General features: G+C 50.0%; 12 protein-coding genes. 8 read left to right on the top strand and 4 right to left on the bottom strand.

The genetic code is table 11. From position 1 onward, the window contains the following. Positions 1 to 255: 255 nt before the first annotated feature. The 4 genes from ABEW34_RS19220 to ABEW34_RS19205 all read left to right on the top strand — a co-directional run bounded on the left by ABEW34_RS19220 (position 256) and on the right by ABEW34_RS19205 (position 4,941). Positions 256 to 1,737, top strand: a complete 1,482-nt coding sequence (locus ABEW34_RS19220) for a DUF5605 domain-containing protein (RefSeq protein ID WP_430160863.1) — start codon at positions 256 to 258, stop codon at positions 1,735 to 1,737. A gap of 86 nt (positions 1,738 to 1,823) precedes the next feature. Beyond that, entirely contained in the window at positions 1,824 to 3,116 is a 1,293-nt protein-coding gene (locus ABEW34_RS19215) for an ABC transporter substrate-binding protein (protein ID WP_430160862.1), read from the top strand. A gap of 89 nt (positions 3,117 to 3,205) precedes the next feature. Next, on the top strand, positions 3,206 to 4,081 hold the full coding sequence (locus ABEW34_RS19210) for a carbohydrate ABC transporter permease (RefSeq protein WP_430160861.1): 876 nt from the start codon (positions 3,206 to 3,208) through the stop codon (positions 4,079 to 4,081). Positions 4,082 to 4,107: 26 nt separating this feature from the next. Next, a complete protein-coding gene (locus ABEW34_RS19205; RefSeq protein WP_430160859.1) occupies positions 4,108 to 4,941 on the top strand; it encodes a carbohydrate ABC transporter permease in 834 nt (277 codons plus the stop codon). A gap of 220 nt (positions 4,942 to 5,161) precedes the next feature. Here the strand turns inward: ABEW34_RS19205 and ABEW34_RS19200 are convergent, their stop codons facing one another. Both ABEW34_RS19200 and ABEW34_RS19195 read right to left on the bottom strand, forming a co-directional pair. After that, positions 5,162 to 5,686: a GyrI-like domain-containing protein gene (locus tag ABEW34_RS19200; protein ID WP_430160858.1), complete on the bottom strand. Its 525-nt coding sequence runs from the start codon at positions 5,684 to 5,686 to the stop codon at positions 5,162 to 5,164. Positions 5,687 to 5,803: 117 nt separating this feature from the next. Continuing rightward, positions 5,804 to 6,736: a helix-turn-helix transcriptional regulator gene (locus ABEW34_RS19195; protein ID WP_430160856.1), complete on the bottom strand. Its 933-nt coding sequence runs from the start codon at positions 6,734 to 6,736 to the stop codon at positions 5,804 to 5,806. 125 nt (positions 6,737 to 6,861) lie between these two features. On the opposite strand from ABEW34_RS19195, the gene ABEW34_RS19190 reads away from it, so the two are divergent. Next, positions 6,862 to 7,581, top strand: a complete 720-nt coding sequence (locus tag ABEW34_RS19190) for a 3-ketoacyl-ACP reductase (RefSeq protein ID WP_430160962.1) — start codon at positions 6,862 to 6,864, stop codon at positions 7,579 to 7,581. Positions 7,582 to 7,921: 340 nt separating this feature from the next. Here ABEW34_RS19190 and ABEW34_RS19185 read toward each other — a convergent pair whose 3' ends face one another. Together ABEW34_RS19185 and ABEW34_RS19180 are read right to left on the bottom strand one after the other, a co-directional pair. Continuing rightward, positions 7,922 to 10,462, bottom strand: a complete 2,541-nt coding sequence (locus ABEW34_RS19185) for a glycoside hydrolase family 3 N-terminal domain-containing protein (protein WP_430160854.1) — start codon at positions 10,460 to 10,462, stop codon at positions 7,922 to 7,924. 335 nt (positions 10,463 to 10,797) lie between these two features. Further along, a complete protein-coding gene (locus ABEW34_RS19180) occupies positions 10,798 to 11,088 on the bottom strand; it encodes a hypothetical protein (RefSeq protein ID WP_056036444.1) in 291 nt (96 codons plus the stop codon). A 278-nt stretch (positions 11,089 to 11,366) separates the two neighbouring features. Between ABEW34_RS19180 and ABEW34_RS19175 the strand changes: the two genes are divergently transcribed. The 3 genes from ABEW34_RS19175 to ABEW34_RS19165 all read left to right on the top strand — a co-directional run bounded on the left by ABEW34_RS19175 (position 11,367) and on the right by ABEW34_RS19165 (position 13,223). Continuing rightward, on the top strand, positions 11,367 to 11,987 hold the full coding sequence (locus ABEW34_RS19175; RefSeq protein ID WP_430160853.1) for an acetate uptake transporter: 621 nt from the start codon (positions 11,367 to 11,369) through the stop codon (positions 11,985 to 11,987). A 311-nt stretch (positions 11,988 to 12,298) separates the two neighbouring features. Beyond that, positions 12,299 to 12,724, top strand: a complete 426-nt coding sequence (locus ABEW34_RS19170) for a YkvA family protein (protein WP_430160852.1) — start codon at positions 12,299 to 12,301, stop codon at positions 12,722 to 12,724. Beyond that, positions 12,714 to 13,223: a hypothetical protein gene (locus ABEW34_RS19165; protein ID WP_430160850.1), complete on the top strand. Its 510-nt coding sequence runs from the start codon at positions 12,714 to 12,716 to the stop codon at positions 13,221 to 13,223. Before ABEW34_RS19170 ends, ABEW34_RS19165 begins: the two co-directional genes overlap by 11 nt. Positions 13,224 to 13,435 lie beyond the last annotated feature (212 nt).

Genomic DNA, 13,435 nt, shown 5'->3' with positions numbered 1-13,435 from the left:
GAAGAACACAGGGGGCTTTTTCTCCTTGCATTCGGCGCTGCGTTTGTCCCTATTGCAGCATATGGGCATAAAAGCATAGGAAAAAGCATCGTTCGTCTACTTACAGAGGCGTATTGGCAAGCTTAGCACAAGCAAAGAGTCATATTAACGCACAAAAGGATACTTTGGACGGCTACGAATGGGTTTCAGCATCCTATAGAATGGAGCCATTCACCAATTACCATGTACTTTTATGATCAGAGAAGGAGGAACAGCATGACTCGCACATGGTCAGAGCCTTTCGAGGCTGAGCAGTGGAATCGTTTTGAGCTTCGCATAGAAGGGCCGCAGGAAGGAAATCCCTATAAGGAAGTTGTACTCGGCGCCGAATTTCAATTCGGGCATCGGAGCATTAAGGTCGACGGCTTCTATGATGGCGATGGACAATACGTCATTCGCTTCATGCCGGATTGCACAGGCAAATGGTCCTTCACCACGAGCAGCAGCACGGCGCAGCTGGATGGCCTGCAAGGAACACTCATCTGTACCGCCCCCACGTCGGCCCAAAATCATGGGCCTGTGAAGGTGGATCACATTTATCATTTCAGCTATGCCGATGGAACACCCTTCTATCCGGTTGGAACAACCGCTTATGTCTGGAACCATCAAGGGGAGCAGCTTGAACAGCAAACGCTGCGCTCGCTAAGCAAAGCACCGTTCAACAAAATTAGAATGTGCGTGTTTCCCAAGCATTATGATTATAACGCCGCCGAGCCGGAGCATTTTGCTTTCGCAGGCTCCTTGCAGGAGGGCTTTGATTGGGAGGCGTTCAATCCTGATTTTTGGCGCCGCCTGGAATCGCAGCTGGAGCAATTGCAGCTTCTCGGCATTGAAGCGGATCTGATTTTATTCCATCCCTATGACCGCTGGGGCTTCTCGTGCATGACTGCTGAATCCGACGATTATTATTTGCGATACGCGCTGGCAAGGCTAGCCTCCTTCCGCAACATATGGTGGTCGCTTGCCAATGAATATGACCTGCTGTTTGAGAAGAAGATGACGGACTGGGACCGGTTTTTCCGCATCATTCAGGAGCATGACCCTTACCAGCATCTTCGCTCCATTCATAATTGGCATAATCCCGAGATCCATTATAGAAGCAACCTGCATTGGTATGATCACGGAAAGCCCTGGGTTACACATGCCAGCATCCAGCATGCCGACTTGAATTTCGTAACGGAATGGCGTGAGCTGTACCGTAAGCCGATCGTCATTGATGAATGCCGCTATGAAGGCAATCTGAATCACGGCTGGGGCAATCTTACCGCAGAGCGAATGGTAGAGTGCTTCTGGGAAGGAATGGCTCAAGGCGGCTATGTCACTCATGGAGAGACTTACGTTCACGCTGACGATATCATTTGGTGGTCGCACGGAGGCGAGCTGCATGGCAGCAGCGCGGAGCGCATTGCGTTTCTGCGCCGCATCATGGAAGAAGGGCCAAGACTTGATACGAGCCGCATTAATTTCAAATGGGATGCTTCTGCTGGCGGCGTGGAGGGCGAATATTATTTGATTTATTTTGGCGCCAGCCGCCCCGCGTTCCGCAGCTTAACGCTTCCGGAAGGCGCAGCATTCCGAATGGATTTAATTGATACCTGGGCGATGTCGATATCGCCGCTGGAAGGGGAATTTGCGGGGGAATGCAACGTTCCGCTTCCCGGCATTCCTTATCAAGCGCTGCGCATCAGCAAGATTTAAGTGAAACGGTTATTTTGATGGACCACCATTTGATGAACCACACATTGATTAACGACTATTTGATTGACCACTAGAGGGGGATTCTCATGACAAAAAGATGGCAAGCATTTATTGGCTTATTAATAATCGCACTTATTGCAGCCGGCTGCTCTTCCAGCGGCGGCACAAATGCAGAGGCTGGCAGTACGAGCGGTACAAGCGGTACAGGCAGCAGTGCAAAGAAAACCGTCGTATCCGTGTGGGCTTTGCAGGAGCATACCTGGATTGACGGAGCTGCTGCTGATTTTAACGCGGCTCATTCCGATATTCAAATCGAGGTTAGCAAATATGCCGTTGATCCGCTGAAAGAGGCGCTAAAGGTAGCTGCTAATTCAGGAACGCTCCCTAATATGTGGTTTACATGGGGCGGTTCTCTAGGTTCCTTTTATGCCGAAAATGGACTTACAGCTGATTTGACTCAGATTGCCAAGGATCATAATTGGCCTTCGCTTTACAATCAAGCTGCTATTGATATGGGAACCTACAACGGTAAAGTGTCTGGCATCCCCTATCACTTAAATGCCGTAGATATGTGGTACTCCAAAACAGCCTTTGACAAGGTTAAGCTTACCGCTCCTACCTCCTTCGAGGAGTTTGAAGGGCATCTGCAGGCATTGAAGGATGGCGGTATTACTCCACTCTCGCTTGGCGGGAAAAACGGCTGGCACGTCATGCGTCTGACAGAGCAGCTGCTGGAGCATTTTGCAGGACCTGAGCTGCATGACAAGCTGAACAGCCTGACTGCCTCGTGGAACGATCCGGCCGTTGTTCAAACGTTCGCAAAGCTCAAGGAATACAACGATAAGGGCTATTTCCCTAAAGGTTACGTTGCTCTTGATCCAACAGAGGCTGTAAATCTCTTCTATCCGGGTACGACGGGAATCGACATTGAAGGCACATGGCTCGACGGCAATATTGCAGCAGCCGGGTTTAATGTCAATGATTTTGATGTATTCAAATTCCCTACCGGCCGTTCATCCGTATTTGCCGAAATGTTCCAAGTCAGCGCTGACCTTGATCAAGCGACGCTTGAGGCTACCATTAAAGTAGGCGAATATTTGACTGGTGCTGAGGTAGTCAATAAATATATTGATACCTACGGCACCCCCGCTGCTCTTAATGTCACCTATTCGGAAAACACGCCTCACCTGAAGCCTCTGCTTGATATGGCGACGAAGGGCAGCTTCCTCATTACCGACCAAGCACTTCCGCAGGAAGTCGTGCAGAAGCTGTTTGAGGCGCAGGATAAAGTCGCTTTGAAAGAATGGACGCCTGAGCAGGCAGCTGAAGGAATGGAGAAGGCCGCAGCTGATTACAAAGCTAAAAATAAAACAAGCTAAGAAGCATCCATGAAGCGCTGCAAAAGAGAAGAGAGATGGAGCGCGGCTGCTTTGCCCGCTCCGTCTTGATTCGCAAGGAGGAATGAAGCTTGAAAATCGGCGTATTAAAGCCCTGGCTGTTCGTGTTTCCCGCTCTTTTCATTTATATAGCGATTATCTTTATCCCGACACTCTACACGCTGTATCTCAGCTTCTTTAACTGGAACGGCGTTGCGCCAGTGAAAACATTTGTCGGCTTAAGCAATTATACCGATCTTTTGCTGCATGATTCCGTCTTTCCAAGAGCAGTCGCCAACAATCTATTATGGACGCTCGGCTCTTTGACAATCATTATGGGAATCGGCCTGATGCTTGCGATTTTATTGAATCAAAAGCTGAAGGGCCGCATTATGTTTCGCGGTATTTTTTATTTCCCTTACGTATTATCCGGGGTCATCGTCGCGACGATCTGGACATGGATGTATAATCCCATGCAAGGATTTTTCAATAAAGCGCTGGAGCTGATTGGACTTGGCAGCTGGGCGCAGGCTTGGCTGGCGGAACCTAAATTCGCCCTCTATGCCGTGTTCGTCGCAGCTGTCTGGAATGGCGTTGGGCAGCCGATGGTGCTGTTTCTCGCTGGACTACAGACGATTCCACAGGACCCTTATGAAGCCGCAACGATTGATGGTGCCAAGCCCCGGCAAATGTTCTGGTTTATTACCGTTCCTCTGCTGCGGGAAACGTTTGTTATTGTCATCGCCATCACGATGGTATCCTCCATGAAGGTATACGATTTGATTTATGCCATGACGGGCGGAGGTCCCGCGGAAAGCACCCATGTGCTGGCTTCGTGGATGTATATTCAGACGTTCAAATTTGCCAATATCGGCACAGGCTCAGCCATTTCCATGTTTTTAGTTCTCATTTCACTGATCATTATTATTCCGTATGTTTATTACACGACTAAAAAATCGCATTTGTAATGTAGAGGAAGGATGGTGTCCATCCGATGGAACAGCGCGTTCATCCCGTCAGTAAGGCACTTAAATATGCCCTGATTGCAGCATTAGCAGCCATCTTTCTGCTGCCCGTTTTATTCATTGCCTTTACGGCGCTAAAGTCGAGCAGCGACTTGCTGACACGCCCGTTTTATATGTTCCCCGAAAAGCTGCAGTGGCACAATTTTGTGCAGGCTTGGGAGCAAGGGCGCATGAGCATGTATATGAAAAATACAGCATTTATCGCCTTAATAAAGGTTCCCCTTGGCATTTTGATTGAAGCGCTAGCCGCCTTTGCCCTAACGCGGCTGGCTTTCAAGGGAAGCGAGTGGCTGTTCGCCTTGTTTCTCATCGGCATGATGGTTCCCATGCAGGCTACGCTCGTTCCGCTCAATATGATTCTCAACAAGCTCGGGCTTGTCGATACGTACCCCGGCATCATTCTTATTTATTTGGGCTTCGGCATCCCGTTCGGCATTTTGATTTTGCGCGGATTTTTCCGCACGATCCCCAAGGAAATTGACGAGGCTGCGCTAATTGACGGCTGCGGGGTTATGGGGAAATTTTTCAAAATCATTATTCCACTATCGATGCCCGCCATTGCAACGCTGTTTATTTTTGATTTTATGGCGACGTGGAATGAATTTCTGCTGGCCCAAATTTTTATTACAAAGGATTCAATGCGCACCATCACGACAGGGCTGCTGGCGTTTCGGGGGCAATATTCGGCGAACTACCCGCTGATGAACGCGGGAGTGCTCATTTCGGTCGTACCGGTGCTCATCGTCTATGTCGCATTTCAGAAATACTTCGTATCCGGCCTTGCTGGTTCCGTGAAAGGCTAGGCTGCCTACGCACAATTGAACACGTAAAAAGCAAAGAAACCGTCTCCTCGGCATATGGCAGCTTCGCGCCCCCATTTTGCCGAGAAACGGTTTCTTTACTCCACTTCCTCGGCCCCGCTGCCGCCAGCTTGCCTGGATCTTAAGGCTGTAATGCTCCCCCATCCTACCCTGAGTTTGTTGCCTACGTTTCCGCTGTTGTGCCCGAGGATACCAATCCCGATTACTTGCTTATGGCGATATAAATACGAACGACTGCTTCCCCGTCCTGAAAATCGTTTTTATCATACCGCTCAAAATCGCCCGTATACGCCCGCTGCTCGGCAGCTGTCTCATAATAAGCCCAAATTTCCTGCCAAGCTTCGATGACAACCTGCGGCATAGGCCCTCTTCTCGTCTCGAAAACCCGGTACAGGGAGCTTGGCACAACGATTTGCTGCATGTTTGCTGCGGCATAGGCCCCTGTTGTTTCTTTTGTTTCTACTGCAATTGGCAGGTCTAAATCATAGGTATGTCCGATGAAAGCCGTGTAAGCGCCGCTTGCATCCGTTTCATAGTCCGTATATACCCCATAAATAAAATCATCTTGAGCCTGAGCCTTATTCGCGTGTGCACCCTCCAGCTGAAAATATTGTGTCCAGAGCGCAGGAATGCGCCCATTCGGCCCCGCTTCCTCCTGATTCGTTGTCCGAACGCCAATGCCCGCCAGCTTCAAGGCCTCTTGCTGCTCTAATATCGATTTCATCATGTCAATTCCTCTTTTCCATAAGCACAGCGGCTAAGGCATGAGCTGTTCACCATGCTTACCTAGACTTACCCAAAGCTTATCGCACCTTATCAGACAGCTATATGTCCGGATTATAAATTAATATATTTCAAAAATAAGCTGCGCTCTGCGCTTTATCTCTTCAGCAGCCCAAGAGGGCTCCAGCACCTTAACATGATGACAGAAGCTCAGCAGCAAGCCGTAAAACCACTCATCCAGCGAAAAAGAACCCGTCACCTGCAAGCTGCCATCTGCCAGCTCAGTAATAAACACGTTTGGAAAAGCATCATATACCCGATGCTTGACCTGCGGCTGAAAGTGCAGAAGCATCAGCGTCTCCTGGTCTGCCCCCCAGTCGCTGCGCCAGACCAGCCCTTCCAGCTGCGGCGACTGCCGCGGCTCAAAGCCCTCCAGCATGAGCGACAGGCTCAGTATTCGCGTCAAACGAAACATGCGAAAGCCCTGCTTCCTGCGACAATACGCCTGCAAATACCAAATCGAGCCTTTCATGATAAGGGCTGCCGGCTCGACCTCCCGCTCACTTTCTGTCCCCGCCGAGCTGGCATAACGCAGGCGAGCCACCTTGCTCTCTGTAATCGCTTGTTGGAGCAAGGCCAGCTTGGGCTTCAATTCCAGTCCCGACCCCCACGACTGCAAATCGAATACGAGTTCTTCGCCCAGTCTGGCATGCTCTTCATGAGCGGCTTGCGGCAGCAGGGCGTTCACCTTGGCGAGCAGCTCATAATAAGCTTGATCATCTAGCGCCGAGGCAATTCCCTTCACTGCAGCAAGCAGCGCCTTCCATTCCTTCGCGCTTGCAAGCTGCCGATTCAGCGTGTATTGCTCCATAATTTCATAACCGCCGGCTGCACCGTGATGCGAGGCCACAGGAATGCCAGCTAAACCGAGCGTCTCCATATCGCGGTAAATCGTTTTTACAGATACTTCAAAACGCTCAGCAAGCTCGGTCGCATTCCACCGCTTCCTGCCAAGCAGCAGGACGACGATGCCGAGCAATCGATCTATTTTCATATGTACCCACCTGACTTATTGCATTCGCCCGCTTATTAGGGCTTATTTGTATTCCGGTTATTGACAGCTTTATAATGGAGAGGAGAAATGAGAAGCAATTCCCCTAAAGAATGGAGAGACTAATGATGACACTAAGCGGAAAAACAGCGATCATTACCGGCGCGGGCAAAGGCATCGGGCTTGCTATTGCCCATGCACTCGCGAAGGAGGGCGTAAGCCTTGGACTTATTTCCCGAACCGTATCCGATTTGGAGACGCTCGCCGATACGCTGAAAGCCAGCTATTCTATACAGGTTAGCCTTGCGGCTGCCGATGTATCGGTTAATCAAGAAGTACAAGCAGCTGTTGCTTCGATTACGGAGCAGCTTGGCCCTATTGATATTCTAATCAATAATGCAGGCATTGCCAAATTCGGCACTGTCCTGGATATGGACCCGGAAGAGTGGAAAAGTATGATGGATGTCAACTTATATGGCACCTACAACGTGACTCGCGCTGTACTGCCAGATATGGTTGCCAGAAATAGCGGGGAAATTATTAATGTGGCCTCCACAGCAGGAGAGCGCGGTTTCGCAACGGGTTCGGCATACTGTGCTTCCAAATTCGCAGTGCTGGGCTTCACCGAATCGCTGCTGCAAGAGGTGCGCAAGCACAATATTCGCGTAACGGCTCTTACGCCAAGCACGGTCAACACTGAGCTTGCTACGAAAGCTGGCCTCAAAATCGGTGACGAGGACCGTATGATGCAGCCCGAGGATGTTGCAGCTTTGGCGCTCGCAGCTATATCGCTTCCGCCACGCGTCTTCATTAAGACAGCGGGTATTTGGACGACGAACCCGCAATAAATGAAATAGCGGCGGACTAAGACTGAGAAATAAAGTCTTAGACAGCCGCTGTTTTTATTGAATTAACGTATTCGTTAGCTTAACGCCCATATCCAGTCTAAATCTTTATTTTCTTTTGACAGGCGCGTGTTCATCCGGATATTGGCATCCGCAGCGTGACACCATTCGCACAATATAACGATGCAAAAAAAGACAAAGAGCGAGGGATTAATCCTCTTCCTTGTCTTTTTCCTTGTCTTTTTCCTTGTCTATTTCATTGTCTATTTCATAGCTGTCTTGGGCTGATGGTTCCTCTTGCTCTAAACGTTATGCTTCCACTTCCGTGAGGCTAAAAGCGTTCTTAAACTTGAGGCTGCGCCAGCCATTCAAACCCCGCTTCCAGCGTCTCTCTTGAGCTTCCTCCTACGTATACCTTAAACTGCCCTGCTTCCACCTCGTGAGTCATAGCTGCTGTCGTAAATTTCAAATGCTCTTCCGAGATGGTGAAGACCGCTTTACGACTTTCTCCCACCCCCAGCGTAAGCTTCTGGAACCCTTTCAGCTCCTTCACCGGACGAACGACACTGCCATGAACGTCCTGAACGTACAGCTGTACGATTTCTTCCCCAGCTCTGCTGCCTGTATTCGTCACCGTGACGGCGACCTCCAGCATGTCGCCCGCCCTCAGCCCAGAGCGGCTAAGCGCAAGCTCTGAATAAGCAAATGTCGTATAGCTGAGGCCGTAGCCGAACGGATACAAGGGCTCATTCGGGCCATCGATGTATTTGGAAATAAACTTCTGGCCGCTGTTGCTTTCCGTAAGCGGACGGCCGGTTCGGTAATGATTGTAATACACGGGCACTTGTCCCGTCTTGTATGGAAAGCTCATCGTCAGCTTGCCCGATGGATTGTAATCGCCCATAAGAACATCCGCTAGAGCGTGTCCAGCTTGCGAGCCGAGGAACCAGCTTTCCACTATCGCAGCCATGTGGTTATCAAACCATTCCAGCACCAGTGGACGGCCATTGGTCAAAAGAAGCACGACGGGCTTGCCTGTCTGTGCAATGACCTTAGCCAGCTCCAATTGGGCTTCCGGCAGCGTCACATCCATACGAGATGCCGCCTCGCCAGACATATCGCTGCTCTCGCCCAGCGCCAGCAGCACGATATCTGCTTTGCGCGCCTGCTCCACGGCACGCTCGATGCCTCCAGTCAGCGGCTCATGCACGCCGCAGCCTTCTGCATACAGCAGCTGCTCCGGTGCAAAGCCCTTCGCTGCCAAGCCTTGCAGCAGCGTCGCCGTTTCACTCGCGTAATTGGAAAACTGCCACGGCCCGAGCAAATCCCGACTTGCCGCGAACGGCCCGATAACCGCCAGCTTGGAGCCATTCGCAAGCGGCAGCACGCCGTTATTTTTCAGCAGCACGATGGATTTGCGGGCTACGTCACGGCTTGCTTCCAAATGCTCGGGAGACAAATAATGCTCATAAGCTTCTTCCGGCCTCACATAACGATATGGGGCATCCATAATGCCGATTTTAAATTTATAGGTCAAGATCCGGCGCACCGCCGCATTCAACTGCTCTTCCGTCACTTTTCCTTCTGCAAGAAGCGCCGGGAGATGCTCCTCATACAGTCTGGTAACCATTTCAATATCCATCGTCGCATGCAGCGCTTGTGCGGCAGCCTCTTTGCCATCCTCAGCAGCGCCATGAATGACCAGCTCATCAATGGCCGCATAATCAGAGATCAGCATGCCCTCGAACCCAAGCTCCTCGCGCAGCAGATCGCGCAAGATGCGGGCATTTCCAGCAATCGGGATGCCGTCATACAAATTAAAAGCATTCATGACCGATCCGGCTCCCGCCTCAATGCCCGCACGGAATGGCGGCAAAAACACGTCACGCAGCGTACGCTCGGAAATATCGACCGTATTGTAATCACGGCCTGCCTCTGCTGCTCCATAAGCAATAAAATGCTTCAAGCAGGCAATCAGCGTGTCCTGATCAAGCAAGCTTCCGCCCTGAAATCCCTCTACTTGCGCTTTGGCAATGGCAGCACCAAGATAAGGGTCCTCGCCCGCTCCCTCGACTACCCTGCCCCATCTGGCATCGCGTGTAACATCGACCATCGGTGCATGATTGTACGTAATGCCGGAAGCGGCGGCTTCTTTGGCTGCAATTGCGCAGGCTTTGCGAATCGCCTCCATATCCCAGCTGCACGACCAAGCTAACGGCACTGGAAAAATCGTCTGATAGCCGTGGATCACATCGGCATTAAACAGCAGCGGAATACGAAGCGGCGACTGCTCGACCGCAATTTTTTGCAGCTCCAGCACCTGGTTCATATCGAATGCGCCCAATATGGAGCCAATCTTCCCTTTTGCGATCAGCACCTCTACCGGCTCGCTCTCCACATCGCCGCCGAACGAGAAGTTCGACGCTCCGACCTGGCTCATTTGCCCGATTTTCTCCTCCACGCTCATTCGGCCCAGCAGCAGCTCTACCTGCTCGCGAATTTCCAAATCCGTTCGCTCAACGACTGCCCCGCCCTGTACCTCAGCAGCTTTCGCTAGAAGTGATGCATTGCGGAAGGTCGGCTGTCCCTTCTTGCCTTCAAGCGGAAATGGACCGCCAAATGGCAAAGTCACCGTGCCTGTGAGCAATGTTTCCCCAAATATTAGCTGAACCATCATATCGGCTCCAAACATCGCCAGATGTCCGGTTGCCTTAAGCTCATTGCCGTTGCTTCCCTCCGCTTTCAGGCCGCCCGCCTCAAAGCTGTATATGCCCGGTACAGAATGCACCGCAAGCCGGTAGTCGCCAGCCCATTCCTCTACCGTAAAAATAAACAAAGTAGAGGCTTCTCCCATTTTCACATGCCCATGCCATACACCCTTCATCGCCATCGTCCTCTCTTCATTGAAAGTGCTGTATCAGATTAGTTTGACTATAACCCGTATGCCTGCGCACTCACTACCGATAAGACGACTTTTTGTTAGCACAATTGCGACTAGAATGCGGCATCAGCAAGCCCACACACTTTTTCATAAACCCAGTAATCTCCTCATTATCATCTTTTAAATGCATTACTATGTAGCGGTTTTGGATATTTAATTGTTTATTCATTCATAAAAAACGTACATTTATATTAAAATGGAATTCCATTGCTTTATAATAAAAAAAGCTTCCGAATACGCTAAAATAGCGCTTCGAAAGCTTCCTTTAATTATACCGCTTAATCAACATACCCGGCTACGCCCTGATCCATCAAATATTCCATTTCCAGATCAAGAATCGTCTCAACCGCAAGCTCGTCCAGCTTCACATCACGCTGCTTCAGGATGTAATCGACCAGCTCGTCGCTGTCAACTTCGACCTCGCCAGAAGCGTTCTCCTGCGCGTTGTTAATGAAGGTCATTTCATGCTTAAGCACCAGCTTTACATCCGCTTCGGATGCCTTCGCTTTACTCGTTATGTAGGCGATTAGCTGTTGCTCGTCGATTTGGTCATTTTCTTGCTCGCTCATCTGTCATCATCTCCTCATGGGCTGTCTACTGTTATTGTATCACAACGGCCTCTTCGTATCTAAGCATGCTCCGCAGCTAAACAACTTAAGCCGGCTCTTTCTCGAAAGTAAACCATTTAAACCGTGACGAAACACCTGAATCCAACAAATTTCGACTTTTGGACACGAATTATACCCTTTCTTCTTGTTTCGAATTCAGTTAGAATATTTCAATGTGTGTTAGTAGTCGGCAAATACGCATGAAACAAAAGGAAATCGCAGGATTATTGGAGGCTTATATGCAAAAGGAATCATCGAACGTCAAAATTATGAATGCTGATCCGAGTGCCCTAGGCTTATTCGGACTAGCAATCGTCACCTTGGTCGCATCATCTCAAAAGCTTGGCATTACGACGGGCTACAGCTTCGTCATCCCATGGGCCATCTTCCTGGGCGCATTCGCCCAGTTATTCGCTTGCATGCAAGATTCCAAGCGGAACAATACATTTGGTACGACCGCTTTCGGCGCTTACGCCTTTTTCTGGTTCGCAGTCGCCACAAGCTGGATGTTTAAAATGGGTGTCTTCGGCACCGCACTCGCAGGCGATGTCGATGGCAAGCAGCTCGGCTTCGCGTTCGCCGGGTATCTCATATTTACGCTGTTTATGACGATTGGCGCGGTGGAGACAAATCGTGTGCTGCTGATCATTTTCTGCTTGATTGATCTATTATTCCTGGGGCTTACGCTCGATGCTTTCAGCGTTGCACCCGAAATTTTCCATACGCTGGCTGCCTACTCGGAGCTCGCCATTGGCATCGTATCGCTTTACGGCTGCGGCGCTTCCGTGCTGAACGCTCATTTCGGCCGAAGCTTCCTGCCGATTGGCAAGCCGTTCGGCATTTTCAAACCGCGCGCTTAGCTGCGCTCAAGGTGAAACGGCTGTCGCCGTCCTTTGGCGCCTCGGCGCGTTTCAGTCCGAGAAATATAAGCAGAGTATAAAGAGGCATCTTATACTCCGCTTATATTTTCATTAAACCGCCTCCCGCGCCGATTCGCGGGGGCGGTTTTTTTGGTTTATTTTCAAAACGAATCAAACTTGGGTATAACTACGTATAAGCATTACAGCCTGCATTTGTGGGTTTGAGTTTTGCAGGTTTAAAATCTGGATGGTTGAGGCTTTGAAGCTGTTAAGCAATAGATGGATTTTATCGATGAAAGGGGCAAATGATAATGGATAACTTGATTACAGGCCAGCCTTACCGCTTTAAGGATGAACAGGAGCAGCAGACAGCACCCGAGGATACGCCGAATGTCAATGAGTGGACGTCCAAACTTGGCGATTCCACCAAACAAGAGAAGTATGTGAAGCAAGGCTTTCTGCGGAAAATTAAAAAGCATGCCAAAAAGATCCCTTTTGCAAAGCATGCCGTCGCCATGTACTACTGCGCCATTGATGCCCATACGCCTACTTCGGCTAAAGTCATTGCCGTTGGCGCGCTCGCTTATATTTTGATGCCGATCGATTTAATCCCGGATTTCGTGCTCGGCGTCGGCTACACCGATGATGCAGCAGCTTTCTGGGCGGCATACCGCAGCATCAGCATGCATGTGACAGACGCGCATAGCGAGATGGCGGAGCAATGGTTTGCGAATTAAACGCCGGTCGGATAAAAGCGGCTTAGCTCGAACGCTTGCCCTGGCTGCTGCCGTCGGCGCTGTGGCTGGCGTGCTGCTCGGATTGTATATGAAGGCGGTTCAGCAGTTGACTGGAGAGACTGTCTATACGCTGCTGCTCAATGTCGATTATATTCCGCTGCTGAACGAGCTGGCGCTATCCGAGCTAGGGGAATTCGTCTTGCACTTGGTCGTATCTGCACTCGTCGGCATCGGACTAGCTCTCTTCTTTAGGAGCGTTCGCTGGTCTGCGGTTCGGCAAACCTATGCGGTAATTGCGATCAGCCTGTTGATCGGATTGGTGCTTTTTCCGACTACGCTTCTGTCGGATCGCACACCGTCCATCGGAAGCGGTGCCGCGTGGACTTGGTGGCTCGTTGGCCATGCTGTTTATGGGTGGGTGCTGGGAGAGCTGTTAATGATAACTCGAAATGTTAGTAGGGTGGGTAAAAGGAACCGAGGGAAACAAAGTGAAACTTAATATAAGTTTTTAAAAATGCGATCATTGAATCGCATTTTTTTAATATTAGTGGAATCCCTTTGAGAGATAAAACATTTAATATTCTATAATATTCAAAAATTTATATTGCTCTTTTGTTTCTCTATTAATTTTATTGCTATCAAAATAATGGGTATGTTACATTGGGACTATCTGTTTGCAACTAGATATATTGTTTAATTTATAAGAGGGAT

This window comes from Paenibacillus algorifonticola, from assembly GCF_050481745.1.
GTDB classification, from domain to species: Bacteria; Bacillota; Bacilli; order Paenibacillales; family Paenibacillaceae; genus Pristimantibacillus; species Pristimantibacillus algorifonticola_A.
This window is presented reverse-complemented; position numbering and strand designations above follow the sequence as displayed.